This window comes from Aeromonas sp. QDB30 (genome assembly GCF_027707645.1).
In the GTDB taxonomy this organism is placed as follows: Bacteria; Pseudomonadota; Gammaproteobacteria; order Enterobacterales; family Aeromonadaceae; genus Aeromonas; species Aeromonas caviae.
In genome coordinates this window covers 1-26,673 of sequence record NZ_JAPCIY010000061.1, presented here as the reverse complement: position 1 = coordinate 26,673, position 26,673 = coordinate 1, and the positions used below count along the sequence as shown (strand labels likewise).

Sequence of the window (26,673 nt, the reverse complement as noted above, 5' to 3'; positions counted from 1 at the left end):
CCAGCAGATCATTTTGGAGGTATTGGGTGAGCGCTATCGGCAAATTTATTCCTAAATCAGGTGCGGAATGTCGGATAAAGCGGGCTGCCGGGTCATAGTGCCGCAAGGTATCGAGGGGCTCTGCTGCGGCATGCCCTATGACAGCAAGGGGATGAGCGAGGTAGCGGAAGCCAAGCGCAGTGAGCTGGCCGATGCATTGTGGCAGGCAAGCGAACAGGGGCGCTGGCCCGTGCTGCTCGATACCAGCCCCTGCGTGCAGCGACTGCTCTCGGGGGCGTTCGGCAAGGGTCTTCGGGTGTTCGAGCCCTCTGCCTTTGTGCTGGAACACCTGCTGCCCCACCTTGAGCTGACCCCCATCGATGAGACAGTGATGCTCCATATCACCTGCAGCAGCCGGCGCATGGGGCTCGGCGATAAGATGCTGGCGGTGGCCCGCGCCTGTGCCCGCGAGGTGATAATCCCTGAGCATATCCAGTGCTGCGGCTTTGCCGGCGACAAGGGGCTGATGACCCCGGAGCTCAACGCCGCGGCACTTGCCAGCCTGGCAGCTCAAGTGCCCAGGGATTGCCGTCAGGGATTCAGCAATAGCCGCACCTGTGAAATGGGGCTCAGCCAGCACGCTGGCATTCCCTATCACAGCATCCTCTATCTGGTGGATCAGGCGGCGAGATAGAAAAATAAAAACGGCAGGATAAATATCCTGCCGTTTTCAATAGGGTTACTAAGGTAACTTATTAGGGAAAGTGCGAACAAGTATCCCACGAACAAAAAATGAAAATTTTAGTCATTTAATATCAATGGGTTACCAGTAAATGCTCTCGTGCCATATGACTTATTCGCACCTTCCCTACCGCACGGATTTCAGCTTCCGTTGTGCTGCCTTCAAGCTGAATAAAATAGGATTGAACATTGCCACTCTCTGGATGCCTCTGGGGCTATAAGGGCCGGATGAGTAGTAGCCTATCAAAGGCCGACCGCTCCTGTTGAGTAAAAACACAGCCGTTCCGTGGGATTTGAATGAAATCTTGATGGTGGTCAGATTTTTACAGGGAAAGGTCAAGAGAAACGGGGGGAGGGGAGATGGCTTCTCTTCATTGCCACACCGCCCGGCCAACCAAGTCATGTGTTATCTCTTGCTCATCAATGCCTTGTAACAGCTGGTTACAGATCTTGCGTCGACCGGCGAACCCTTCCTCCAGTAAATTCAGCGGCGATTGAATGCACCACTAAGCCATGCTGGCCATCGCCTGCACCGCCGCCCTGTCCGCCTGTGACAGCGAGAAGGCGGCCAACAGCATCGCCAAACGCGCACCGATGCTGACATCCATGAGTCGAACCTGCTCATCCGCGATGGCGAACGGGGTAAGACTCAGTAGCCCGTCATCTCCAGATAACCGACGCCTTTTGCATCCCCCGAGACGGATACCGCCCCTTCCCAGTAGTCAAAACGCCCCGTCATGGCCTGATTGGGCTGGCGCGCCTGGATGGTGAGCCTCATATCGCCGGCTGCCAGCTGCCACTCGATGGGGTAGGCTTGCCCCTTGGGGCCGCGCCAGGTCTTGCCGGGGGTGAGGCGGATCTGCGCAGGATTCAGCACCCGGCTGCTGCCGTCTCGTTCAATCAGGATGCCGTAGCGGTTCTCCGGCTCAGAGCGTCCCGATTTGGTGCGCAGGCGAAACAGCATCAACTCGCGGCCATCTTCAAACTGCAGCGAAAACCAGTCCCAGCCCGATTGCCACTGGGCCAATACCGAGCTGCTCCACTCGTGATCAAACCAGCCCTCACCGCTGACGTTACGGGTCTCCCCATCCAAGATCAGGGTGCCGCTGATGGTCAGGCGCGGGTAGGAGTAGTAGAAGGAGGCGTTGCCCGGGCTCTTCTCGCTGAAACCCGCTTTACCTTGCAGTACCGCGGGCTTGGCGGCGCTCACCTTCACATCAAGATCCCCCGCCTTGCTCCGCACCTTGAGGGTGGCGGGAAAGAGCGATTCCCCTTGAGAGGTAAGCACCCACTCTTTCAGCCAATACTCACCGCCGCTGGCACCGGCGAGCCCTGGCCCCTGGCGGCTGGTGCGCTCGTCCTGCTGGTGGCTGCCTTTGCTCACATCCGTGATGGCAAACTGGGCCAACCAGAGTTGAGGGGTGAGCCAGGGGTTCTCCGAGGTGATCTCCTGTTCAATGCCTTGGCGAAACAGGGTCCATTGCATGCCGTAGCCGCGTCCCTGCTCGTCTTTCAGGTTGCCGGTGAGATACCACCATTCGGAGCGGTAGTCGGGGTGGGCACCGTGATCGGCGGGCAGGTTGATGGACTGACCCGGCAGGGCCTTTTTGAAGTGATCGTTGCCGTCACCCAGGATGCTCCCCAGATCGCTGGCCTGCGCGTGGCCGCTTATGGCAACAAGCGGGATCAAGAGGGCTGCAAGCCAAGAGGACAAGATTCCCCTCACCCTGGCCCTCTCCCGAAGGGAGAGGGGATGGTTCGCGGCAGCTCTGTGCGCTTCTCTGCGCTGAATCAGGGGCGGTGACAGAGATCTGGTCAATGGGAACGTCAAGCCATGGCTGAGCCAGTGCGCCAACCAATCTTTCATACCACTCTCCTTGCGGCATACCAGGAGGCGAGCGCGCCACAGACGGGGGCGAGCAGGAGCGCCGTGACGGCGTGCAGGGGGGCGGCCTCGAAGGCCAGCCGCCAGCCAAAGGCGCGGGGGTTGACCACCTCAATCAGCACCCAGGCAAGGCCATAGCCCACCGGCAGGGCCAACAATGCGGTGAGCAGCCCGAGGCCTGCCCCTTGCCACACCAGCAGCCGGCGGCAGTGGCGCGGGCTCAGGCCAAGGCTTTGCAGGGTCTGCAACTCGCCGCGCCGGGCCAGCCCCAGCACTATAAAGGCCGAGCCGATGCCGACGAAGGCGATCCCCAGGATCAGCAACTTCAATAGTTCGGTCACCACGAAGGTCTGATCGAACACCCTGAGGGCGGCGGCGTGGATGGCGGGGGCGGGCAACAGGTTCACCTGCTCGCCAAACTGGCTCCTGAGCCTGTCACCAAGGTGCTCGGGGTCCGGGCTGAAGAGGGCAAGGGATTGCACCTTGCCCCCTTCGAAGGCATGCAGTATCTGCCCCTTGTCGCTGCCGTAATCCTGATAGACGCCGGTGACGGTGAAAGCCCTCGGCCCCCCCTCGCTGGTTACCTCGAGGCGCTGGCCCACCCTGACCCCGAGGCGTACCGTCAGCGGTTCGCTCGCCAGCACCTCGTCGGGAGCGGCGGGCCAGCGCCCGGCGAGCAAGGGATAGGCGGCTTTGAGCTCGGGGATAAAGTCCATCTGCGCCCACTCGATGGGCTGCCCCTGCCAGCGGGCGGGGTGCACCGAACGGCGGGAGGCGGCGCGCACGTCCGGCGAGGCGAGGATGGTGTTGAGGGTCTGCTCGCCGAGGGCGCCCCTGCTGCCCGCCACCCCCTTGGGAGCGGTGACGTAGAGATCGGCGGCCAGGCGCTGGCCGAGCCAGATCTCCACGCTCGAGCGAAAGCTCGACACCATGACCCCGATGCCGATGGCTGCGGCGATGGCCAGTTGCAGCGCCATCACCGCGATGGCGGTGCGATCCAGGTGATAGAGGGTTTCGGCCACCCCGAGCCGGGCGGTGAGGGGGCCGCGTGCACGCAGCCGCCCCAGCAAGGAGCGAAGGGCATCGGGCAGCAGGAGGGCCATGGCGAGCAGCCAGCCTCCGGCCACGAAGAGGGCGCCGCCAAGGCCGGTTTCTGGCCGCCACAGACACAGGGCGCACAGCAGCAGAATGGCGATGGCAAGCCCCCGGCGTTGCCAGGGGTGAGCCGGTGGGCGACTGTTGCCCTCTCGCAGCGCAAGGGGGGATTGGCGCAGCAGTTGCCACCAGCCGGGCAGGTTGGCGGCGAGCGTGCCCAGCAGGCCAATGACCAGCGCCTTGCCAAGGCTCGCGGGGGAGAGGCGCAGCAGATCGATGGGGTTGGGGCCATAGAGATCGGCCAGCGCCTGGGTGAGCTGCCCCATCAGGGAGAGGGCCAAGAGGATCCCCAGTAGCAGCCCGAGCAGAGTGCCGAGGGTGGCGAGGATCACAAGCTCCAGCATGAGCCAGCCAAGCACCCGGCGCGGCGGCATCCCGAGGATGATGAGCTGGGCGAGCAGGGGGCGGCGCACGCTCTGCACGAAGCGCTGGGCGTTGAACACCAAGAACAATCCCACCGCCATGGCGAGCAGGGAGAGGGCGGTAAGGTTCAGGGCCAGCGCATCCCCGAGCTGGCTGGCATCGAGCGCTGGGCTGATGGGCTCAAGCCAGAGGGGCTGATGGGGGGCATAGGATTGCAGGGCCGCCTGCAAGGCTCTTTGCAAGGTATTGGCCTCTTGCTCACTGAGTTTGAAGACGATGCGATCCAGTCTGCCAGCCTTGCCAAGCAGGGGCTGGGCGAGGCCGATGTCGGTCACCAGCAGCCGCTCCATGGGGACGGCGCCGGGCTCGAAGGTGCCGGCCAGGGTAAGGGTCAGGGGGCGTTGCCCCTCATCCCCCAGCACAAAGGTTCGCGACTGGCCCGGTTGCCAGTCAAGGCGCCTCGCCTCGGGGGCGGCCAGCCAGACGCTGTCGGCGCGATTCAACGAGACATCGGGTTGGCTGTCTGGCGCATCGCCAAAGAGGCGGCGCAGGGGGCCGGGGTTGAAGAGATCCATCCCCAGCAACTGGAAGCTGCGCCCCTGCTCGTCCTTGAGCCAGGCGTGAAGCTCTGGCATGGCGTCAAGGTTCGGCTGGCTTCGCACCAGCCTCACGTAGACTTGTTCATCCAGGTCACCCTGGGGGGCCAGGCGGTAGTTGGCCTCCCCGGCGAGCTGGCTGCGGGCGGCGACGAAGTTGGTGCGGGCGCTGTGGTTCAAGAGCTCGATGGCCACCACCAGGGTGACCCCGAGGGTGAGCCCGGCCAGGCTCATCAAGAGCAGCCAGGGGTGAGCGCGATAGAGGCGCAGCAGTGCCTTGAGCGGCAACATCAGCAGGCCCCCCGGCAGACGTCAGCCATGGCGGCGCCCCTTGAGCTCGACCAGCTGTCCCCCTTCAAGGCGCAGCACCCGATCCGCCAGGTCGCCATAGCCCGGGTTGTGGCTCACCAGCAAGAGACCGGCGCCGGTATCGCGCACCGCGCTCATCATCAGGGCCATCACCTGCTCGGCGTTGTGCTCGTCGAGACTCCCGGTGGGTTCGTCGGCGAGCAGCCAACGAGGCTGATGAATGAGGGCACGGGCCAGCGCCACCCGCTGGCGCTGGCCGCCGGAGAGCTGCTCCGGCCAGGCGTGGCGTTTGTGGCTCATGCCAAGGCGCGTGAGCAGGGCATCGAGGCGCCCATCGTCCTGGGGCAGGTTGTTTATCTGAAGGGGCAGGGCGAGGTTCTCGGCCACGGTCAGGGTCGGCAGCAGGTTGAAATCCTGATAGACGATGCCGAAATGGCGCCCGCGAAGCCGGGCACGCTCGTCTGTCGGCAGGGTGTCGAGGCGGGTCTCTTCCAGCCAGATCTCCCCCTCGTCCGGGGCGATGAGACCGGCGATGAGGTTGAGCAGGGTGGACTTGCCACAGCCGCTTTGCCCCAGCAGCAGGCAGGTTTCCCCCGGGGTGAGGGCGAGATCCAGCCCCTCAAACAGGGGGAGCGTCTCGCCGCCGTTGGCGAAGCGTTTACTGAGGTTGCGCAGGCTAAGCATGGTATAACCGTTTGATGGTCAATGGCTTTCACAATGTCCGTCACTATGCCAGTTAGTGATCGCGCCTGCAAAAGGGATGGGGATCCTCGCTGGATCCCGCTCGCCTGAGGTGGTTAGAATAGGGCCTTCCATGGGTCACAGGATGAGCAAGGATGTTACACAAGCAAGTCAGTTTTATCGTCGACAGCAAGGGCGTCAAGCAGGCTGCCGTGGTCCCCATCGATATCTACAACGAGCTGATGACCCTGCAAAAGGCCCTCTCCGACAACAAGCCGGGGGAGCGCGAGCTCTACCACTTCAACGGCAAGGGGGCAGAGGCCCATGGTTATCCGGTGGGCAAGCGGCAGAACCCCGGTTTCATGGTCCAGGCGGGCTCCACCGCCAACGGCGAGGATGCGGCCTCCCTGCGCGAGGCGGTGATCGAGCTGCGCCAGGAGCTGCTGGGCAAGGGGGTGCTCACTCCCCACCCCGAAGGGGGCTTCATCTTTACCGCCGATCAGCTCTTCAACAGCCCGAGCCTGGCCGCGAGCCTGGTGGCGGGCAACAACCGAAGCGGGCTGGATGCCTGGCAAAACAGCGCAGGCTACACCCTCAAGCAATCGGGTTTTGGCAAGAAGACCTCATGATGACGGGGCCCGGCAACGGGCCTCGCTCATGTTTGCCTGAGTGCCCGCGGCGGGCCGCTCATCAGGATGACAAAGAGGCGGCTTCCTTTTGCGCTGCTAGCCTCAATGCCAGACGCCTGCCAGGAGATGCCGCCATGTCTGGACTCCTTCGCCTCGTGCCCGGGGCGGCCCTGCTCAGTGCCCCCGCCGCTGCGGGCAACGGCCCCCTCGATCTGACCCACAGCGGGGTCGGGCTCTTCGCCCTCGCCATCTTCGCCCTGGCTTATGCCCTGGTGATGGCCGAGGAGTACCTGAAGCTGCGAAAATCCAAGCCGGTGCTGGTGGCCGCCGGCATCATCTGGATAGCCATCGGCCTGGTCTATACGGGGCAGGGGCAAAGCGAGCTGGTTCAGGCCGGTTTTCGCCACAACCTGCTGGAGTATGCCGAGCTGATGCTCTTCTTGCTGGTGGCCATGACCTATGTAAACGCCATGGAGGACAGGCTGCTGTTCGCCGTGCTGCGGGTACGCCTGGTGCAAGCGGGCTTCAGCCTGCGTACGCTCTTCTGGCTCACCGGTTTTCTCGCCTTTTTCATCTCCCCCGTGGTGGACAACCTCACCACGGCGCTGCTGATGTGCTCAGTGGTGCTCAACGTGGCCAACGGGGAGCGCCGCTTCATCAACCTGGCCTGCATCAACATCGTCGTGGCGGCCAATGCGGGCGGCGCCTTCAGCCCCTTTGGCGACATCACCACCCTGATGGTGTGGCAGGCGGGCAAGGTGCCGTTCCAGCAGTTTTTGCTGCTCTTCATCCCCGCCCTGCTCAACTTCCTGGTGCCGGCCATCCTGATGAGCCTGATGGTGCCCCGTCTGGTGCCCGCCATGCCGGGCGAAATGGTGGTGCCAAGGCGCGGCGCCGTTGTCATCGTGCTGCTCTTTGTGCTCACCATAGTGACCGCCGTCGCCTGCCATCATTTCCTGGGGTTGCCCCCCGTGCTCGGCATGATGATGGGGCTGGGCTACCTGCAATTTTTCAGTTTCTATCTGCGAAAGACCCAGCCCGTTACCCTGGCCCGGGCACGGGCGCTGTATGAGCGCACCGGGGACGAGGCCAGGCTGCTGCGTCTGGGCTCGGTGGTGCCGTTCGATGTGTTCAACAAGATTGCCAAGGCGGAGTGGGACACCCTGCTCTTCTTCTACGGGGTGGTGATGTGCGTCGGCGGCCTCGGGTTTATGGGGTATCTGGCGCTTGCCTCCCATTTCCTCTATGACGGCGGCGATCCGACCCTGGCCAACGTCGCCATCGGCCTGCTCTCCGCCCTGATCGACAACATTCCGGTGATGTTCGCCGTGCTCTCCATGGAGCCGCAGATGAGCACGGGGCAGTGGCTGCTGGTGACATTGACCACCGGGGTGGGGGGCAGTCTGCTCTCGGTCGGCTCCGCCGCCGGAGTGGCTCTGATGGGGCAGGCCAGGGGCATGTATACCTTCGTCGGGCACCTCAAGTGGTTGCCTGCCATTTTGCTTGGTTATATGGTCGGCATAGGGGCGCACCTGTGGCTCAACAGCGCCCTGTTTTAGGGAATCCGGTTCCAGGCACCAGGGAGAGGCAAGATGGGACAACTGTTCGAGGCGCTTTCGCCGCGCCATGTCACCTTTATCGAGGGGCAGAAGATCTTCTTCGTCGGTACGGCAGCCGCGAAGGGGACGGTCAATCTCTCCCCCAAGGGCGGGGATTCGCTGCGCGTCCTCGATGCCCACACCCTGGCCTGGCTCAACCTGACCGGCAGCGGCAACGAGTCCGCGGCCCAGGTGCTGCAACAGCCGCGCATGACGGTGATGTTCTGCGCCTTCGAGGGGGCGCCGCTTATTCTGCGAGCCTATGGCCAGGCACGGGTGCTGCACCGCACTGATCCGCAGTGGCCGTCGTTGCTGGCGCTGTTCCCCCCAAGCGTCGCGGCTCGCCAGATCTTCCTGCTGGACATTGAACGGGTCCAGACATCGTGCGGCATGTCGGTGCCCCTGTATGAGTACCAGGGGGACAGGGAGGATCTTGCCAACTGGTCGGCACGCCAGGGCCGGGAGGGGATTGAGGCCTACTGGCGCAAGAAGAACCAGCTAAGCCTGGATGGGCTGGAGAGCGAGATCCTGGCGCGCAGTGGGTTGCAGGCCGATGACTGATGCCTTGCAATGAAAAAGCCCTGTCCATGGACAGGGCTTTTTCATTGCAAGGCATCAGGGGACGCGCTTGCCGCTCAGCAGCCAGTAACTGAGGGCCGACCCCAGGCCGCAACCGGCGATGGCGATGGCCATGGGGAGCGGCGATTCGGGGGGATTGAGGTTGACCAGGACCCCCACCAGGGCCCCAAGGCCAAAGCGCAGGGTGCCAGCCAGCGCCGAGGCGGTGCCTGCGGACTGGGGGAAGTGGCCCATCAGGCCGGTCATGGCGTTGGCCCCCACCAGGCTGATGTGGCCGACGAAGAGCACGACCGGGATGACGATGCCCCACAGGCCCCCGGTCTGGCTCCAGGCGTTGTAGATGAGCAGGGCCCCGGCGAGCGGCAGCACGGTCAGGCCGTATCGCAGCATGCGCTCGGCACCGACCCCTTTCACCAGCCGGCTGTTGGCGAAGGTGACCACCATCATCAGCAGGATATTGAGGCCAAAGAGCCAGCCGTAGTGCTCGGTCGGCACCTTGAAATACTCGATGTAGACATAGGGGGATGCGCTCAGGAAGGCGAACATACCGGAGCTCGACAGGGCGCCGCACAGCACATAGCCCATGGCTCCACGGTGGGAGAGCACCCCCCAGTAGTTGCGAAGCACCTGCCCGAGCCGCAGGGGCTGCTTGTGCTCGGGTTTGAGGGTCTCCTCAATCTTCCACTGCATCACCAGGCAGATGAGCAGGCTGATGGCCACCAGCAGCCAGAAGATGACCCGCCAGTCGCTGTGAGCGCTGATATACCCCCCTACCACGGGGGCCACCAGGGGGGCGAGGGTCATCACCAGGATGACGAAGGACATGGCGCGGGAAAACGCATCCTTCTCGAACAGGTCGCGCAGCAGGGCGTTGACCACCACGGAACCCGCGGCGCCCCCTGCGGCCTGCAACATGCGCCAGGCGAGGAGCTCAGGCAAGGAGTCCGCCATGGCGCAGCCCACGGAGGCCACGGCAAACATCGTCAGGCCCGCCAGGATCACCGGCTTTCTGCCGAAGCTGTCGGCGAGCGGCCCGTAAAAGAGCTGGCCGATGGCAAAGCCCCCCAGGAAGGCGCTGATGGTGAGCTGGGCGCCGTCGATGCTGGTAGCCAGATCCCGGGCGATGGCGGGAATGGCGGGCAGATACATGTCCACCGCGAGGGGAGTCAGGCCCGCCAGGGCGCCGAGCAGGATGAAGAGGAAACGGGGGGAGAGGGAGCTGGCTTGGGGCATAGGGTATCCGAGTCGTGGGCTGGGCCGGGTTAAGAGGCAGGTGTTGAGTCTATCAGTTTTGGCGGGCGCGATCAGGTGCATCCTGCCCGATGCCCTTTTGTCTGGTGTGGCGCCAGAGCAGCCAGAGCCAGGCAAGCCATCCGAGCAGGGAGAGGGCATTGCCGGTGCGCTCCGGCCAGCGTGCCGCCAGGGTCAGGGTGAGGCTGTGGTGGCCCGCCGGAACCCAGAGTTGCATCAACCCCTGGCGATTGGCGCTCACCGTCAGCGCCAGGTGCCCGTCGAGGCGGGCCTCCCAGCCGGGGTAATGGTATTGGTGCAGGACCAGCCGGGTCGGCACCCGGGCCTTGATCTCCAGCGCCAGGGCGCGGGGTTGCCAGCGGGTCAGGGTCCAGCTTGCGCCTGGCGGTTCGGCGCTGACGGATGGCTGGAACTCCTCCTTCCAGGCGAGCAGGGTCGGGGCGAACATGCCTCCCGGTACCTGCCCTGGTCTGTATTCCCGGGCACTGCGCTTGCTGTCGAACTCGAATGCCATGGCCTCCCGTTCGGGGGCCTGGGTGAGGGGGGCGTGACGCACATAGGCCAGGGTGGAGAGGAGGGTCAGCAGAAATACTCCCCACCATAGCCCTTGCCAGAGACGATGGGGCTGGGTGCCGAGCGCCACCACGGCGACCGTGGCAAGGGCGAGCACCAGGTTGAGCCGCCAGGGAAACTGCACCCGCTGCAAGGGGGGAAGCAGGCTCTAGAGAGGCTGGCTCGGGGGCAGCATCATCAGGAAGGCGACGACGCCGATCGCCCCCCAGCACAGCAGCTCGGGGTGGCGCGGCTCCCGGGCGGCTGCCCAGGCGATGAGCAGCAGGACCAGGGTCAGCATGCTCTGCCACGCCAGGTGACCGCGAAAACGCCAGTCCTCCCAGGCGCTGGGCAGGCGGTCGAGAAAGTTGCGCCTGTAGTCGAACATGCCGCCACGCATCAGCTCCATGGAGATGGCCCCCTGATCCGCCAGGGCGGGCAGCAGCAGGGCGGCTGCCATGCAAAGCCCCACCCCCTGGGCGCCGAGGGCTTGCCAGCAGGGCGTCAGAGTGCGGGTGCGTCTGGCGAACCAGAAGGCGCGCAAGGTGACCAGCCCCATCATGAGCAAGAGGCTGGGGAGGTGGGAGAAGGCCAGCAGCGCCAGCCCCAGGATCAGCAGGGGCAACCCCTGAGGTCGTCCGCGGTGGGCGAGATCCTGCCCCAGGAGGATAAGGGGAGCCCAGGCGAAGGCCCAGAACTCCGCCAGGGCGAAGCGGGCATAGAGATCCATGGCGACATGATAGGGCAGCGCCAGATAGAGCAGGCTGGCGGCCAGGGCCCGGCCAGGGGGCGTGGTGGCACGCAGCCACAGATAGGCAAACACCCCGGAGAGCAGCAGGGCCAGGGTGGCGCTGCCAAGCAAAGGGTAGATGGCTTGCTGGGGGTGGGCACCGGGCCCGGCAAAGAGGGCGCTGACGTAGTAGGGGAGCGGGGGATAGAAGAAGAAGGTGGGGCTGCCGAAGCCGCCGTTCATGGCCATCAGCCAGCGGGGATAGAGTTCCCCCTGCCAGAGCTGGCGGGCAAAGTAGTGGCCGGAGAGCAGGTGATGAAACAGATCGTGTCCCTGGCTGCCCCCCTGCCACCAGAGCGGCAGCATCAGCAGGGCGCAGGCCAGCAACAGGGCCAGCGCGACCCGTATCCCCTCCCCGGTTCCGCTCGTGTTTCTTTCCATTGCACTGGTTCCTGACAGACCCGGCTGTGAGTGTAGACGAGTCGTGCGATGCCCTCGCCAGTGCCCGGTTCAGCGGGGCAGGGCGAGCCAGAGGCCGGGTTCGGCGTGAAAGCGGGGGGCAAACCAGAGGGTGTCATAAGGGCCTGGTAGCGCCTCTGCCCCCAGGGGGCGGCGGCTGAGGCGGCAGGCCCCCTGGGTGAGCGCAAGGGCGGCATCCCCCCGGTACCAGCCGTCGGTGACGGGCAGGGTTGTGGTTTCCCTAAGCAGCCTCACTCCCCACTGGGTTACCAGCGCCGGGCACGTTTGTTCGGCCAGTCTGGCGGCCCGGGTCATGGCTGGTGCCGCCGGTGGGGTGAGGGTGCAGAGCAGCAACAACAGGGCTCCCAGCATGGCTGGCAGCTCGCCCCGGCGCGGCAGCCAGCCTGCCAGCAGCACGAGGCCAAGCAGGGTGATGGGCGCGAGATGGCGGGGATTGTCCGGATTCTGGCCAAACAGGGTCCAGAGCAGCAGGGCGAGCCAGTAGAGCGTCCAGAGCACGGAGGGGGTCGCATTGTGATCTTTTGACCGTTGCCAGAGTGGCAGTATCAGCAAGGCTCCCATCAACAGGGGCCAGAGCGGGGTGAGCTGATCGTTGAAGGTATTCGCCCAGCTCAGCAGTCGATCCCCGTGGGCTGCCGCCGTGTTGCCCCACAGGGTAAAGTGGCCGTCGGTAAAGCGCCGCCCCTCGCTGAAATAGGCCCAGCCATCGGCCTGCCAGACAAACAGCAGGCAGGCTAGCCCCACCAGCGCGATGGGGAGCACAAACCTGACGCGCGTGCCCTGCTGCGCCATCCCCAGCCAAAGGGGCAGCAGGGCCAGCACGAAGTAGGAGGGACGCAGGGCCAGCATGAGGCCCAACAGCAGACCCGCCAGCGCTATCTTGCGCTGTTGCAAAGCCAGGAGCGCGCCCAGCCAGGCGGCCAGCGCCGGCCCGTCGGACAGGCCGGAGAGGGCGAGCGTCGGGGTGAGCGGCAGGGCTAGTACCAGCAGCCAGACCGGCGCCAGCAGGCTGGGCCGCTGCCACAATCTGACCGCGAGGGAGGCGGCGAGTGGCGCCAGCAAACTGCTCCCCAAGAGGCTGGCCCACTGCACCGCGCGGGCCGGATCGTCCACCGCCAGATTGATCAGCCGCGCCAGCCAGATAAAGGCGGGGTAGCCCGGAAAGTGGGGGGAGAACTCCAGTACGCTGAAGCGCACCACCCCGTGGGCGAAGTTCAGGGCATCGTCGGAATCGAGCGCCACGGGGAAGGTCAGCAGCCAGCCAAGCCAGGCCAGTTGCAGCAGGGCAAGCAAGTAGGGTCGATTAGCGAAGCGTAATCGGCCGTGGCGACGCCCCCCTTCTCCCCTTGCGGGAGAAGGGGTGGGGATGAGGGGGGCCGTCGTCATCGATGAGAGGTCATCAAAGCGGCGCCAGCACGGTCATCAGCGCTTTTTCGGCATCGCCAAAGGCAGCGGCATCGGCAGGTTTGGCACCCACGCCGAACACTCCCGGGTTGCCGATGGCATCGAGCACCTTGGCCAGCGCCTGTTCGGCGGCCTTGCGATCCCCTTCACTGAGGGAGGGAAGGATCAAATCGAGGAAGCGCTTGCTCTTGACCACCAGCACCTTGGCGGTCTGGTAGTCGCCAAGGTTCTGGCTGGCCCCTTCGAGGCGGCGCTCGATCTCCGCCTTGTAGGCCCGGTTGAGCAGGGCGGCGGTGGCTGCGGCGTCTTTGGCCTTGATGGCGGCTGCCAGCGGTGCTTGCAGCTCCACCTTGTGGTGCTCTTCCAGATAGGTCAGCTCCTCGGCAATCTCGCTCAAGGTGGCGCTGGCATCCTTGCCGTCAGTGGCTGCGCCCAGCAGTGCCTCGCGGGCATCGATCAGCGGCTCCTTGCCGGCGGCGGCGTAGGAGTAAGCCTGCGCCTGCCCGCTCAGGGTCAGCAGCAGGGTGAGGGCGAGTAAACCCGGGCGGATGGTCATCCTGTTCTCCTTACTTATGCCAAGAGGTTATGCCCATGGCGCGGCACTCAGGCCACGCTCTGGGTCTCGATCACGGTATTTTCGTTGCGATGATTGAAGGTGTTGCGGCGTCTGTCTGCCTGTTGAACACCAGTCATCGTGCTCACGCCACGCTCTGGGTTTCAATGACGGTATTTTCGTTGCGATGATTGAAGATGGTGTGGCGTCTGTCCACCCCGTCGATCACCATGTCTGCGGCCATCATCCCCATCTCCATGGCGGTGTCGGTGAAGATGTAGCGGAATGTCCCCTGACGGCCGGTCATGATGAGGTTGGTGATGGGCATCAGCGCCTTGATGGCTTCGTTGCGGCGGGCCTGATAGCCCAGATCCATCAGCGGATAGGCGTATTCACTGCGCGCTTCGAAGGTCTCATCGCCGAGCTTGGCTGTATCGACGCCGAGGCTGGCGAGATCGGCGGTGACCCGACCGCGCAGATCAGAGAGCGGTGCCTGCCAGGTGGCATCCCCCGGGTTGCAGGGGATCTCCAGCATCACGGATGTTTGCCCCTGTGGCGCCATAAAGGGGCTGCGCCGGCGCGGCTCCTGCAGACGGGTCGCCAGAATATGGGGGTCGGAGAGGTACTGCCAGGTGTTGTCCGACAGGTTCTCCTGTTTGAGGGGCATATTGACGAAGCGAAGCGACCGGTAGTGGAGATCGCACGGCAAGCCCAGGTGCTGGCAGGTGAGCGGCAGCGGCAGGGTGGAGATCACCTGATCAAAGCGCTCGCTCTGCTCCACGTCATCTTGTTTCCAATACACCCGTTCGATGCGGCCATCAGCCTGCTCGAGACGGGTGATGGTGGCGCCGGTCTTGATTGTGACGCCCTCTGTCACCAGCCGCTCTCCCAGGGTGGTGAAGATCTGGCCAAAGCCGTACTTTGGATAACGATATTTGCGGGCATAGGTGCGCACCGACATGCTGCCGTTGCGCCTTGGCAACAGGCGGCGCGCCACGTCTTTGAGATCGATCAGGCTGATGCGCTGGCCAGCCCAGTCGGCGGAGAGCTTGTCCGGGTTGATGCCCCACAACTTGCCGGTGTAGCCCTCGAAGAACTGGCGGTAGAGGGTGCGACCGAAGTGGCTCTGGATCCACTCGGCAAAGCTCGCCTTGGCAAAATCGGTGGGCTTCTTGGCAAAGGGCAACAGAAGCAGATCCTTCACCGCACCGGCCATCAGGGCCAGCGGCGCCGTCTTGAGCAAGTTGGGCAGGTTCAGGGGGTAGTCATAGGTACGCCCGCCAAAGCGGATGACGCTCTTTCGCTCGGCGTGGAGCAGATCGTCCCCCATCAGCTCGTCGATAAAGGCGAGCAGCTCGGGGTTCTTGGTGATGAAGCGGTGGCCGCCGTAGTCGAAGCGATACTCGCCGTCGCGCCCCTTGAAGGTCTGGGTGGCGCACATGCCGCCCACGACCGGCTCCTGCTCGAACAGGGTGACCGCAAAACCGGCCTGGCGCAGGCGCCAGGCGGCCATCAGACCGGCAGGGCCGGCGCCCAGCACCGCAATGTGCTTCTTGTTGTTGTCGTTCATGAGTGTTCCGAAACGGCGTGATAGCTGGGGGAGCGCGCCTGTGCGCGGCTCCCGAACAGAGTGTGATCCCCGGGCTCAGCCCCTGGTCGGAGCGGCGCTCCCCTGGGGGCGATAGCTGCGATGCCAGAGGGTGACAAAGATGATGAGGTAGCAGGCCCAGGTCAGCAATTGCAGGCCGGCCGGTGAGGCGTTGTAGCCAAACAGGGCGCGCAGGAAGGTGCCGAATACCCCCTGATCGTCGAGGATGTGGCTGATGTTGAAGACCGGAGTGGTCCAGAAGGTGATGACGTCCGCTGCCTGCAACATGTTGACGGCGGACGAGAGCAAGCCTGCGGCGATGATGATAATGAGCAGGCCGGTCCAGCGGAAGAAGGGGGCCAGCGCCACCTTGCGGGTGGAGCGCAGCAGCCCCCACACCAGCACCACAGAGACCAGCAGCCCCGCCAGCGCCCCCATCAGCCCCTGGTGCAGATCCACCCCTTGCCCGGAGTAGACCAGGGCCGAGAAGAACAGCACGGTTTCAAAGCCTTCGCGCATCACCGCCAGGAAGGCGAGCAGTACCAGACCAAACAGGTTGCCACCGTCGATGGCGGCATCGATGCGCGCCGTCATGGCCCCCACCTGGGATTTGGCCTGTTTTTGCATCCAGATAGCCATATAGGTGAGCACCAGGGTGGCGAAGATCAGGATCCCCGCCATCAGCAAATGGTTGTAGCGCTCGCTCTCGAACTGGCTCACCACCACCTGGAACAGGAAGGCGACGACAAGGGAGGCGATAAGACCCAGCCCCACCCCCAGATAGATGAACTTGTTGTAGCGGCTCGCCCCCAGCTTGGCGAGGTAGGAGAGGCAGATGCCGACCAGCAGGAAGGCTTCCAGCCCCTCGCGCAGGGTAATGAGAAAACTTGCGAACATCAGGATTGAGGCTCCGTATCGGGCGTGAGGGGGAGGGGCTGCAGGGTCAGTTGCAGCCGATTGAGTTGCACTATGGGTGGCTCCGGCAAGCTCGGCTCGGCGGCGCGCACCGCATCATTGACCCACTTGGGGTAGGTGCGGAAATTGAGTCTGATATCGGCCTTGAAGGGGCCCTGGGCATCCGCCGGCAGCGGCCAGGCTTCATCGCGCCAGCCATCGGCCGGGATGCGGGTGTCTTCAATGAGCTTGGCGTAGCGCCAGAACTTGAGCCCCACCGGCTTGCCCTCGGCATCGCCGAACACTTTTCTAAATAGCCGCGCATCCTCAGGGACGGCGCCATCCACCGGCTGGCCGCTTTGGAGCACCAGCTTGCCGCTGGCGTCGGTGACGGTCAGCTCCAGCCAGAGTTCACGGAAATCGGCGACCCCGGTGGGCAGGGCGTGGCCGGCGCCGGTATTGGCGACTCTCACCACCAGCGCGGGTTGGCCACTCTGGTTTTCAATGCGGGCCGAGAGGGTGGCGCTTGAACGCAGCAGCGCCAGGCTCTCCTGCTCGAGCGCGGGATTGCGCAGCCCCACCAGCTGGTGCTGGGCACCGGTAAAGTTGTGGCGATAGAGCCGCTCTTTCACGGTGCCGTTTTCGGTGGACTGGCCCGCCACCGGCGCGCCGCCGTTGCCAGGTGTAGGGTTCATGTGGCAGTCGATGCAGGTGCGCCGTTTGGCGGGATCTTCGGCTTTGGCGAAGCTGGAGCTTTCCCACTCGTCCCAGGTGTTGACGATATTGGCGCCGGTGCCCGGGGCAAACTCGTTGTGGCACGATTTGCACAGGGCCGCGTCCCGGTAGAAATCCTTCTGGTAGGAGGCCTTGTGCATGGCGGGGCGGGCGTTGATCTGCCGCTCTGCCAACCAGTGCTGGAGGCTGCCGCCCGGGGCATCCTCGAACACATAGCTCTCGCGGTCTTTCAAATTGACCGTAAAGGCGCTGTTGCCGCCGGCATCCTCGAGCTTGGTGATGCGATGACAGAGCACGCAGCCGGTGCCTTCTTCCACCACGGGCTCGCCTTTCTGGTGCGCGGCAATGAGCGAGGCACCGCCCTGCTCGAACATATTCGAACCCTTGGGCAGATCCTGCTGGCCGTTCAGTACCTGCTGGGGCATGTGGCAACCCTGGCACCACTGACCGAAGGCTTCCCCTTCGGTTTCGCGGGCCAGCGCCTGCACCACCTTGTAGTAGGGGTGGGAGTTGCCCATCAGCCGGTGGTTGCTCTCGCTCCAGTCCTTGAACGCCTGTTGGTGGCAGTTCTGGCAGGAGGCGGAGTTGAGCCACTCTTTCGGGTGGGTGGTCGGCGCCTTGGCAGGATCCGTGCGCGGGGCATCGAGCCTGAGCCAGTTGGCCAGATAGGGGAGGTTGCCGTCACGGGTCACGAAAGCGTGCAGATCCTCCATCATCGCCTGCACCTCGGGCTGGGGCCTCGCGGGGTCAACCGCTTCGGCCCCATCGCGGGTGTCATGACCCATGCCGCCCTGGGTCTGCTGGGTCATGCGCAGGTATTCGCCGATAAAGTCCCCCGCCACCATGTTGGCGAGGTTGGCGTGGCCGTTGATGGCGTTGTCACCGCTCTGCTGGCGATGGGCCGCCATCAGATAGCGGTTGGTGAAGTTGAACCCGTCCAGATGGCAGGAGTTGCAGCTCATCCAGTTGTCCCCCGCCATGGGGAAGCGACTGTTGGCGGCAGTATTACCCAGGTTGAACAATCGTTCACCACGCTTGAGGGCTTTGGGGCGGGGATCGGTCTCTACCAGCTTGGCGAAGTGGGGCACATCGACGGTGACCCGGGCAAACGGGCCGCTGCCGCCGCTATTGAGACGGGTGAGATCCTGCCCCATGACGTTGTGGACCAGGATGTGGTCGCCATCGATCAGCAGATCGCGCGGATTCTGGCCCGGCAGGTGACGCAAGAGCTGGGTCGCCTTGGCGCCCCCCTGAAACTTCTTGCGGCGGTGGCGGTTGCTGTTCTGCTTGCCGCTGCGCGACAGGTCGAACACCAGCAAGTCTTCGGAACCCGCCAGGGTCAGGTAGACCCGCTTGCCATCGGCGGCGAAGCGCGCCGCGAACGGGTTGGAGACGATCTGGCTGCGGTTGCCGACACTGGGCAGGTTGATCTGCAAGAAGAGCTGTTTTCTTTCATCGACCCGCTCCTTCTCTTCATCGAGATCGATGATGGAGACGGCCGGGAAGACGGTGCTCTGAAACTGGAAGGGGTGATCGAAACTCCAGAGCACGTGGGGCAGCCAGGCTTCGCTGCCATCGGGGGAGAGGGCGATACCGTCCAGCAGGCGCGGCGAGCCCTGGGAGTCGCTCGGGGTATCGCTGTGGGTTTCCGCCAGGGTGATGAGCTTGGGCTTGGGGAGGGTAGCGCCCTTCTCAAGTTTGGCGAGATCATAGATGGCGAGCTGGCCTGTCATGGCGTGGGTGAGCAGCAGGCGATCGTCGTTGGTCAATGCCAGCCCGCGGGGAGTCTCGGCGGTTTTTGCATCCAGCTGGAGGTTGCCCGCCCTGTCATAAGCCTGAAGGCGCCCTCCCTCGAACAGCGTGACCCAGAACCAGCGCCGCTTGGGATCGAAGATGACGCCATAGGGCCTATGGCCGGTGGAGATCGCCTTTTCCAGGGTGAGATCATCATCCAGCAGCAGCAGGCGATCGCCGCGATAATCGCTCACCAGCAGTGTGCCGTCATCGGCGCGGGCCAGCTGGCGCAGGTCGCCCCCCAGCTGCACCTCGTTGAGGCGCTTGCCAGTGCCCCGCTCGAGCAGGGTGACGGAGCCGGCACTCTGGTTGGCGGTGACGAGGCGCGGGGCGCTCCCCTCGTCATAGGCAATCATGGCGGTGCCCATCTCCCGGGCCGAGGCGGTCCCCAGCAGCAGGGCGGCCAACATCAGGGATAACAACAACTTCAACATAAGATCAGGTGCGCCATTTCAAGATGGTCCAGCGCCAGGCGTGGCGCAGCACCAGGGGCGTCAACGCGAGGGCGCTCAGCCAGTGGGCCCAGCTGGCAAGGTTGCCGAGGCTATCCCCCGGGGTGCCGTGCAGCACCAGCACCAGCCCGCTTGCCAGACAGACCAGCAGCAAGGCTTCGATGATGCGCCCCGTGGTGCGCAGAAAAGGCTTGCGGCTCTTGCGCAGCAGGCTGCGATGGGAGAGCCAGAAGGCGCCAAACAGCAAGGGGAACAGGGTGAGCGAGAGGGCGACGTGCAAAAACAGGTTCCAGCGCGCCAGGGACCAGGTCGGTGTCAGGGGTTCCCACAGCAGCAGACCGGAGAAAAACATCAGATAAAGGGCACCCTCGGCCGCCTGATGGTGATAGGCCAGCCACTGCCAGCAGTGTCGTGGTGAGAGGGAAAGACTCGTCATGGGTGCTCCAGCTCCCGGGCGGTTCAGCCCGGGGCGAGCAAGTTTACAATGCAGTAAGGGTAATGAAAAGAGTTATCAATTCGGCTCTTGATGAATAGACCCTGAATGGCGCCGGGCCCTATTTGTGCTCCGCCAGCCGCTCGGTCACCGCATAGATAAGTGCCGCGGTGGAGAAGGCGAGGAAGACGATGACCGACCACTTCATCTCAGTCTCGTTGCCGGTGCCGTCGTCGAGGAAGGCTTTGAGCACCTCAATGCCGGCGATGGTCACCAGGGAGTTGATGACGATGAGTTTGAGGGATGCGAAGTTGATCTTGCTGAGCCAGTTGTCGCCAAGGGCCGCTCGCTGCTCCGGGGTCTTGATGAACTGCACGTAGCCGCAGATGGCCACCAGGATCAGCATCTGGGCCACCAGCACGAAGTCCACCAGGGTGAGTACCCCCGTGATGAGGTCCAGATAGTGGATGTCGATGATGTCGCGGCACAGCACATAGAGCTGCATGGCGAACTTCACCATCAGGAGGGCGACACAGATCAGGATGCAGACATAGAAGGGGAACATCATCAACCGGCTGCCGTTGAGCATGACGTTGAAGCGGCGCATGGGAAACTCCATCGAAAAGGAAGGCAGCCAGAATATCCGGAAAGAAAGGAGCGGGAAAGCGCCTTGGCGCCTCCCGCCCGGCCTAGAGGGGGAAGGTGGGAAGGCCCTGGAACAACTGCTGCAACCCCTCGCCCCAGGCCTTTCGCAGCGCCACGAAATGGGGGTTCTGTTCGGTGATGCGGTGCAGGTTCTCCGCCGAGAAGCTGCCCTCGTGATAGACCAGGGCATCCAGAGGCAAGCCCACCGACAGATTGCTGCGCAGGGTCGAGTCGATGGAGATGAGGGCGCACTGCAGGGCGGTCTGAAGCGGCGTCTCATGGTGAATGATGCGATCGATGATGGGTTTGCCGTACTTGCTCTCACCAATCTGGAAGTAGGGGGTGTCGGCGCTCGCCTCGATGAAGTTGCCCTCCGGATAGATGTGGAACAGGCGGTGGCGCTCCCCCCGGATCTGCCCCCCCAGCAGGATGTTGCAGCCGAAGTTGATATGGCCCTGCTGCTGACCCCCATCCCGGCTGATGACGGTGCGTATGGTCTGGCCGATGAGGGCGGCAGCCTCGTAGAGGCTGGGGAGGGCAAGGAGCTCCTGCCCCTCCGTCAGCAGGCTGATGACGCTCTGGGTGGTGGCCAGATTGCCGGCGCTTTGCAGCACTATCACCCTGTCCTCCCGGGTGAAGAGGTGCAATTTGCGGAAGGTGGCGATGTGATCCACCCCCGCATTGGTGCGCGAATCGGACGCAAACACCATGCCGTCTTGCAGGCACATGGCGACGCAATAGGTCATGACCGCACTCCCGCCAGGACTCTCCCGGTCTTCATTGCTGCTGTCCATCCAGGCGGGTCACCTGCGCCTGGCTCTGCAACTGTTCGCACCCGCCGCCATAGCGCACGCCGCGCACCGGACAGGCATCCAGATAATCCATGCCGACCGCGAGCTTGAGGTGCTCGCTGGTGGAGCTGGTGAGGTTGGTGACGTCGAACGTGTGCCAGCGCTCGTCGATCCACACCTCGGCCCAGGCGTGCATCGCCACGTGGCTGTTGTCCTGGCTGTAGAGGTAACCGCTCACGTACCGGGCCGGCAGGCCGGCGTGGCGGCAGCAGGTCAGGAAGACATGGGTGTGGTCCTGACAGACGCCGCTGCCCGAAGCAAGTGCCTCGTCGGCGCTGAAGGTGGCATCCGTGCTGCCGGGCTGATAGGGCATCAGCACCAGGATGCGTGCCATCAGGCTCTGCAAGTCGGCCAGGGTCGGCTCCTCTGGCAGGCAGGCCTTCGCGAGATCCTGCAGGGCCGGGGTCGGGCGGGTGAGGGGGGTGGGCCTCAGGTAGCTCAGGGGAGAGATGAGGGAGGACTCCTCATCTTCCGGGGCGTCGTCGCAGATCTCCACCTCCCCGTGGGCGCGGATCAGGATCCCCTCGTGGGGGGACTCCAGGCTCAGCACGTGCAGTATGTTGCCGTAACCGTCCGTGGTGCAGGTGGCCTCCCCCGGCAGCTCCAGCTCCCAGGAGAGGATCTGCTGGCGGGCCGTGCTGTGGGGGGTCAGGCGCAGATACTGGGTACTGCGGCGCACCACGTCGGCATAGTGGTAGCGGGTCTGGTGATCGATGATGAGTCTCATAATACCTCCAGGTAGGCGGCGTGGATGCTCTGGCCGATGGCGCCGATGTCGCTGAGGAAATCACTCAGGTACGCCTGCATGCCGAGGGCAAAGACATCGTCGATGGCGCCATAGGTCAGATGGGCGTTGAGTATGGTGGTCAGGCGCCGGGGCGTCTGACCGGCGTTGCCCTCGATCTGGGCCAGGATGTGCTCCATCTCGTCGAGGCAGGCCCGCAGGGAGCGCGGCACTTCATTGCGCAGGAGCAGCAGCTCGGCGATGGAGGCATGGGAGAGCGTCTTGTAGAGGGTCTGGTGGGCCTCATAGGCTCCCACCGAGCGCAGCAGGGCGTTCCAGCGGTAGAACTCGCGCACGCTGTCCTCGTCCTCCCGGATCACCTGATACTTCACGGTCAGGATGCGCGCCGTGTTGTCGGCCCGCTCGATGAAGGTGCCAAGGCGCAGGAACCAGAGCACGTCACCGCGCATGATGGTGCCATAGGTGGCGCCGCGAAACTGGTGGGAGCGCTCCTTGATCCAGTCGAAGAACTCCTGTGCCTGACCGCTGGACAGCCCCGCCTGGCGCCGCCGACGGATCTCTATCCAGGCGGCGTTGATGCTCTCCCACACCTCACCGGGGATCTTGCCCCGCACCGCGTGGGCGTTGTCCCTGGCCATGCGCAGACAGCTGAAGATGCTGCTCGGGTTCTCCTCGTCGAAGCAGAAGAATTGCAGCAGGTTCTCCATGTTCACCTGGCCGTAGCGGGCCAGGAAGGGCTCGTGGGTGCCACTGATGGTGAGAGGCGCCACCAGCTCGCTGTGATCGGCGTCGATGGAGGGCATCAGCGACATGGTCTGGGTGACGTCCAGCATGCGCGCCGTGTTCTCCGCCCGCTCCAGGTGGCGGGACATCCAGTAAAGTTCGCTTGCGGTGCGGCTCAGCATGGGCTGCCCTCCATGACCCAGGTGTCCTTGGTGCCACCACCCTGGGAGGAGTTGACCACCAGGGAGCCTTCGGTGAGGGCGACCCGAGTCAGGCCGCCCGGTACCAGGCGCAGCTCCTGCCCCGTGAGAACGAAGGGGCGCAGATCGATGTGGCGGGGGGCGATACCGGCGTCGACGAAGGTCGGGCAGGTGGAGAGGGAGAGGGTCGGCTGGGCGATGTAGTTGTCCGGCCGCGCCTTGAGCAGCTCGCGAAAACGGGCCAGCTCCTCGCGACTGGCGCAGGGGCCGATAAGCATGCCGTAGCCGCCGGCGCCATGGACCTCCTTGACCACCAGCTCCTCCAGATTGGCCAGCACGTGGGAGAGGGCAGCCGGCTCGCGGCACTGCCAGGTGGGCACGTTGTTGAGAATGGGATCTTCCCCCAGATAGAAGCGGATCATCTCCGGCACATAGGGGTAGATGGACTTGTCATCCGCCACCCCGGTGCCGATGGCATTGGCCAGTACCACGCCGCCGGCGCGGTAGACCGAGAGCAGCCCGGGCACGCCGATGAGGGAGTCCGGGTTGAAGGCGAGGGGATCGAGGAAGTCGTCGTCGATGCGGCGATAGATGACATCCACCCTTTTCAGCCCCGTGGTGGTGCGCATCAGCACCTGGCCATCCTTGACCACCAGATCCGCGCTCTCCACCAGCTCCACCCCCATCTGCTGGGCGAGGAAGCTGTGCTCGAAGTAGGCGCTGTTGAAGCGTCCCGGGGTCATCACCACCACGCAGGGGTTGTCCACAGGGCTGCTCTCGCGCAGGGTCTGCAGCAACAGGGCCGGGTAGCGCTCCACCGGGGCGATGGGCTGGTTGTGAAACAGCTCCGGGAAGAGGCGCATCATCATCTTGCGGTTCTCCAGCATGTAGGAGACCCCGGAGGGGGTGCGCAGGTTGTCCTCCAGCACATAGTACTCACCGTCGTGGTTGCGGATGATGTCGACCCCGGTGATGTGGACATAGGTGTCCCGGTGCAGGTCGACCCCCTGCATGCAGGGCTGGTACTGGGCATTGGTGAGGATCTGGGCGGCCGGGATCACCCCCGCCTTCAGGATGCGCTGATCGTGATAGATGTCGTGCAGAAAGGCGTTGAGGGCGGTGACCCGCTGGCGGATCCCCAGATCCAGGTGTTGCCACTCCCGGGCGGGAATGATGCGGGGAATGCTGTCGAACGGGATGAGGCGCTCGGCGCCGTCCCCGTCTCCGTAGACGTTGAAGGTGATGCCGACCCGGCGAAACAGCAGGTCGGCCTCCTCGCGCTTGCGCTCTATGCTCTTCTCGTCGGTCTGGTGCAGCCACGAGAGGTAGGCGTGGTAATGATCGCGAAACTGGTTGTCGGTGAGCAGCATCTCGTCGTAACAACCGGGTCCGGGGGGCTTGATGGGCAGCATAGGCAACTCCTTGTGACGTCCCTGCGTACATCACAAAGTGCAAGGGCTGTGCCAGCCAATTGAGTCGCTATCGAGGCCAGTGTCAGTAATTTTTCATTCAAAAATCATATGGATGACTTTTATGTCATCACGGGGCAAGGCAGGGCGCACCAGAGTGGTACCCCATAGAGGGTAAGCCTGCGCTATCTTGTGGCAACAGGCCATGAGGGCAAGGGACGGGCGCAGCGGGATGCGGGGGTGGAAGGCGAGCGCCCTTGCCCCGAGGTGGGGCAGGGGGTAAGAAAGAACCCGGCCGATGGCCGGGCTTTCAGGCGCAAGCCTATCCTGAGTGAGGTGTCGGTGGACTGGGTCAGCCGCGTTGGTGCGGGATCCCTGTAGCAAGGCGCATGAAGCGGTCAAATGCACGATCCGGCAACAAGCGGCGCAGGAAGATCATCGGCCTGGCCCCAAAACCAACGGCATAGCGGGTCTTGGGGCGACGGGTCTGGACCGCCTTGGCGATGGTATCCGCGATGAGTTCCGGCGGGGACTGGCGCTGGCGGCTGGCGCGTCCGATCATGGACTCCCCCATGGGGAGGGCCTGGTGACCATAAGGCCCCTCGCCGGAGACCTCGCGCAGTTTTTGCGCGGCAATGTCGGCCCACTCGGTCTTGATGCCACCCGGTTCTACCACTACTACATTGATGCCAAAGGGTTCCACCTCCATGCGAAGGCAATCGCTGATGGCCTCCAGTGCGAACTTGGTTCCGTGGTACCAGGCTCCTAGCGGGGTGTGGATCTTGCCGCCCATGGAGGTGATGTTGACTATGGTGCCAGTCTGTCGGGCGCGCATGTGGGGCAGCACCAGCTGGATGAGGCGAACGGCGCCAAACACATTGACGTCAAACTGGGTGCGACCCTCCTCGAGAGAGACTTCTTCAACCGAGCCGTAGGAGCCATACCCGGCATTGTTGACCAGTACGTCGATCTTGCCGGTTTCGGTGATGATTCTCTCAACTCCTGCCTGCATAGATGCATCCTGGGTCACATCCATGGCGATGACGCGGATCCCCGCGTCTGTCAGTCATTGCATGCGTTCGATGCGCCGCGCTGCGGCATACACGGTGAATCCTAGAGCCTTCAGTTTCATGGCGGTGGCCGCTCCGATACCGGAGGAGGCGCCGGTGACGAGCACAACGTTTGAGTTCATATGGAAGATCCTTGAGCAAAATGAATCGCATGCGAGTCCAGAATCGGCTTGCCTGCGGTATCGATACCATATCCGACCCGTGATGCCATGGTTCTGGCAAACGGCGCCATGACGCCATCGAACTGCGCCATCCCTATTGCTTTCGAGTCAGCCTGTGCGGCGATCACCGTCCTTGACCGCGGCCCTGGCGGCGGCCAGATTGGCCGTGAAGTCGACGGCGCTAAATGCCTCCCGGCTGCCAGCGACGGCGAAGGTGGCCCCGGCGAGCAGCACGCGACGGGATTGATATGGGTGGTCATGAGGCTGACCTCAGTTGAATCGATATGACTGGCGAGTGCTTTCCAGCGTCCGCCCGGTCCAATCCTGGAATGCGCGGTAGAAGGAGTTGGGATCTTCGAAGCCAAGCAGAAAGGCTATCTCCCCTCCAGACAGGGTGGTGTGCTCAAGGTAGTGGCAGGCGAGCCTTCTTCGCGTCTCGCTGACCAGGGCTCGAAAGTTTTCCCCTTCCTCTTCCAGCCGGCGTTGCAGGGTTCTCTTGCTCATGCCCAAGCGACTTGCCGCCACCTCAATGGTGGCCGAGTTGCTTGGCAAGAGCTCGAGCAGAACGGCATGCACCCGCTCCGCCGTGGTGGCGGCAGAGTCCATTTCGCACAACTGGCGACGCAGCTCGGGCTCGAAGGCTTGCCACATCCCCTCGTTGCTCGTGAGAAAGGGGCGCAGCACGTCCACGGCAGAAAACGTAATGCTGGCATGGGTTCCAAGTGTGATGGCGGTGCCGAAGAAGCGCTCGTAGCGCTGCAGTGCCTTTCCAGCAGGGAGCGCAGGCAGTGTCACTCGCACGGCACAGATCGCCTCACGTGTGGCGATCTGTGCCAGTCGGACAAAGAAGGCGAGTTCCACCACCTGCAGGGAGACCGGGACCTCGGTGTGCCCTCCTTGCCAGCGAGGGGAGAGCGTCATCTCTCCCCAGGAGCCTACCGAGATCTCGAGGCTCATGGGGGCAACGAGCGCCTTGTATTTGGCCAGCCGCTGGACAGCCCGCATCAGATCCGGGCTGCACAGGGCGGCAAACAAGGGGGGACTGAAGACTTCGCTGGAAACGGTCTCGATGAGCCGCAAGGGAAACAGGACGTCATTGGCTTCCTGCTCCAGCGCCCGCCAGAAACGGAAATACTCATCGGTGGTCAACCCATGATTCTCGCGCGACAACGTGTCTTCCGGCAGCAGTGCCCTGCGCAAGACATGCCTGGATGGCAGGCCAAGGTCTTTGAGCAGTAGCTGCCATCCGACGTCCAGGGAAAAGTGAGATTTGTGTGCCATGCGTGCGCCTTTGCCGTGCGAGGTGAAGTCAGTGCTAGCGGAATGAGGACCAGTATAGGGGGCAGGGCGAGAGCATTGACATGCAAAAGGCGCCAATGTGGTGGCATTGGATGCCAGAGACAGGCAAAACAAAAGGTTCATCGCGGCTTTCCGGGGAAGGCCGCCTTGATTTTCAGAAAAAAGTATTCTGAGTCCCTAAATCCATAT

General features: G+C 63.9%; 22 protein-coding genes and 2 pseudogenes. 4 read left to right on the top strand and 20 right to left on the bottom strand.

Going from position 1 to position 26,673, the window contains the following annotated elements; all coding sequences use genetic code 11:
• Positions 1-76: 76 nt before the first annotated feature.
• Positions 77-673, top strand: a pseudogene (locus tag PG896_RS16110) (heterodisulfide reductase-related iron-sulfur binding cluster); the annotation flags it as partial.
• A 696-nt stretch (positions 674-1,369) separates the two neighbouring features.
• Here PG896_RS16110 and PG896_RS16105 read toward each other — a convergent pair.
• The 3 genes from PG896_RS16105 to PG896_RS16095 all read right to left on the bottom strand — a co-directional run bounded on the left by PG896_RS16105 (position 1,370) and on the right by PG896_RS16095 (position 5,712).
• Positions 1,370-2,410, bottom strand: a complete 1,041-nt coding sequence (locus PG896_RS16105; RefSeq protein WP_270835919.1) for a lipocalin-like domain-containing protein — start codon at positions 2,408-2,410, stop codon at positions 1,370-1,372.
• A 173-nt stretch (positions 2,411-2,583) separates the two neighbouring features.
• Entirely contained in the window at positions 2,584-5,010 is a 2,427-nt protein-coding gene (locus tag PG896_RS16100; RefSeq protein WP_270835918.1) for an FtsX-like permease family protein, read from the bottom strand.
• A 21-nt stretch (positions 5,011-5,031) separates the two neighbouring features.
• The gene (locus PG896_RS16095; protein WP_043155604.1) at positions 5,032-5,712 is read right to left on the bottom strand and encodes an ABC transporter ATP-binding protein; all 681 of its coding nucleotides are present in this window, start codon (positions 5,710-5,712) and stop codon (positions 5,032-5,034) included.
• Positions 5,713-5,864: 152 nt separating this feature from the next.
• On the opposite strand from PG896_RS16095, the gene PG896_RS16090 reads away from it, so the two are divergent.
• The 3 genes from PG896_RS16090 (at position 5,865) to PG896_RS16080 (ending at position 8,497) form a co-directional block, all read left to right on the top strand.
• On the top strand, positions 5,865-6,338 hold the full coding sequence (locus tag PG896_RS16090; RefSeq protein ID WP_048207442.1) for a DUF4357 domain-containing protein: 474 nt from the start codon (positions 5,865-5,867) through the stop codon (positions 6,336-6,338).
• A gap of 134 nt (positions 6,339-6,472) precedes the next feature.
• The gene (gene nhaD, locus PG896_RS16085; RefSeq protein ID WP_201956188.1) at positions 6,473-7,897 is read left to right on the top strand and encodes a sodium:proton antiporter NhaD; all 1,425 of its coding nucleotides are present in this window, start codon (positions 6,473-6,475) and stop codon (positions 7,895-7,897) included.
• 33 nt (positions 7,898-7,930) lie between these two features.
• Entirely contained in the window at positions 7,931-8,497 is a 567-nt protein-coding gene (locus PG896_RS16080; protein WP_270835917.1) for a pyridoxamine 5'-phosphate oxidase family protein, read from the top strand.
• A 54-nt stretch (positions 8,498-8,551) separates the two neighbouring features.
• Here the strand turns inward: PG896_RS16080 and PG896_RS16075 are convergent, their stop codons facing one another.
• The 17 genes and pseudogenes from PG896_RS16075 to PG896_RS15995 all read right to left on the bottom strand — a co-directional run bounded on the left by PG896_RS16075 (position 8,552) and on the right by PG896_RS15995 (position 26,466).
• The gene (locus PG896_RS16075) at positions 8,552-9,748 is read right to left on the bottom strand and encodes a Bcr/CflA family multidrug efflux MFS transporter (protein WP_010674385.1); all 1,197 of its coding nucleotides are present in this window, start codon (positions 9,746-9,748) and stop codon (positions 8,552-8,554) included.
• A gap of 52 nt (positions 9,749-9,800) precedes the next feature.
• Positions 9,801-10,463, bottom strand: coding sequence for a hypothetical protein (locus PG896_RS16070; RefSeq protein WP_234917536.1), 663 nt, complete (start codon positions 10,461-10,463; stop codon positions 9,801-9,803).
• A gap of 24 nt (positions 10,464-10,487) precedes the next feature.
• On the bottom strand, positions 10,488-11,489 hold the full coding sequence (locus PG896_RS16065) for a hypothetical protein (protein ID WP_270835916.1): 1,002 nt from the start codon (positions 11,487-11,489) through the stop codon (positions 10,488-10,490).
• A 69-nt stretch (positions 11,490-11,558) separates the two neighbouring features.
• Positions 11,559-12,821, bottom strand: a complete 1,263-nt coding sequence (locus PG896_RS16060; protein ID WP_125117554.1) for a hypothetical protein — start codon at positions 12,819-12,821, stop codon at positions 11,559-11,561.
• 106 nt (positions 12,822-12,927) lie between these two features.
• Positions 12,928-13,488 (bottom strand): hypothetical protein, encoded by a 561-nt coding sequence (locus PG896_RS16055; protein ID WP_128296826.1) that lies wholly within the window; start codon positions 13,486-13,488, stop codon positions 12,928-12,930.
• 142 nt (positions 13,489-13,630) lie between these two features.
• Positions 13,631-15,055, bottom strand: a complete 1,425-nt coding sequence (locus PG896_RS16050) for an NAD(P)/FAD-dependent oxidoreductase (RefSeq protein ID WP_270835915.1) — start codon at positions 15,053-15,055, stop codon at positions 13,631-13,633.
• A gap of 75 nt (positions 15,056-15,130) precedes the next feature.
• On the bottom strand, positions 15,131-15,970 hold the full coding sequence (locus PG896_RS16045) for an FTR1 family iron permease (RefSeq protein WP_257712091.1): 840 nt from the start codon (positions 15,968-15,970) through the stop codon (positions 15,131-15,133).
• On the bottom strand, positions 15,970-18,930 hold the full coding sequence (locus tag PG896_RS16040) for a YncE family protein (RefSeq protein ID WP_270835914.1): 2,961 nt from the start codon (positions 18,928-18,930) through the stop codon (positions 15,970-15,972). Before PG896_RS16040 ends, PG896_RS16045 begins: the two co-directional genes overlap by 1 nt.
• Before the next feature lie 4 nt (positions 18,931-18,934).
• Positions 18,935-19,384, bottom strand: a complete 450-nt coding sequence (locus PG896_RS16035) for a hypothetical protein (protein WP_041212878.1) — start codon at positions 19,382-19,384, stop codon at positions 18,935-18,937.
• A gap of 118 nt (positions 19,385-19,502) precedes the next feature.
• Positions 19,503-19,988 carry a YqhA family protein gene (locus PG896_RS16030; protein ID WP_216990044.1) on the bottom strand — a complete coding sequence of 162 codons (486 nt, stop codon included), beginning with the start codon at positions 19,986-19,988 and terminating at the stop codon, positions 19,503-19,505.
• 82 nt (positions 19,989-20,070) lie between these two features.
• Positions 20,071-20,772 carry a peptidase gene (locus PG896_RS16025; protein WP_049636757.1) on the bottom strand — a complete coding sequence of 234 codons (702 nt, stop codon included), beginning with the start codon at positions 20,770-20,772 and terminating at the stop codon, positions 20,071-20,073.
• Positions 20,773-20,803: 31 nt separating this feature from the next.
• Complete coding sequence (locus tag PG896_RS16020; protein WP_103243305.1) at positions 20,804-21,604, bottom strand: transglutaminase family protein; 801 nt, start codon at positions 21,602-21,604, stop codon at positions 20,804-20,806.
• Entirely contained in the window at positions 21,601-22,527 is a 927-nt protein-coding gene (locus tag PG896_RS16015; protein ID WP_270835913.1) for an alpha-E domain-containing protein, read from the bottom strand. Before PG896_RS16015 ends, PG896_RS16020 begins: the two co-directional genes overlap by 4 nt.
• Positions 22,521-23,957 carry a circularly permuted type 2 ATP-grasp protein gene (locus tag PG896_RS16010; protein WP_041212881.1) on the bottom strand — a complete coding sequence of 479 codons (1,437 nt, stop codon included), beginning with the start codon at positions 23,955-23,957 and terminating at the stop codon, positions 22,521-22,523. The genes PG896_RS16015 and PG896_RS16010 overlap by 7 nt, the downstream gene beginning before the upstream one ends.
• Before the next feature lie 349 nt (positions 23,958-24,306).
• Positions 24,307-25,146 (bottom strand): annotated as a pseudogene (locus PG896_RS16005) (oxidoreductase).
• Positions 25,143-25,277 (bottom strand): hypothetical protein, encoded by a 135-nt coding sequence (locus PG896_RS16000; protein WP_257707510.1) that lies wholly within the window; start codon positions 25,275-25,277, stop codon positions 25,143-25,145. The pseudogene PG896_RS16005 and the gene PG896_RS16000 overlap by 4 nt, the downstream one beginning before the upstream one ends.
• Before the next feature lie 178 nt (positions 25,278-25,455).
• Positions 25,456-26,466, bottom strand: a complete 1,011-nt coding sequence (locus PG896_RS15995) for an AraC family transcriptional regulator (protein WP_041212882.1) — start codon at positions 26,464-26,466, stop codon at positions 25,456-25,458.
• Positions 26,467-26,673 lie beyond the last annotated feature (207 nt).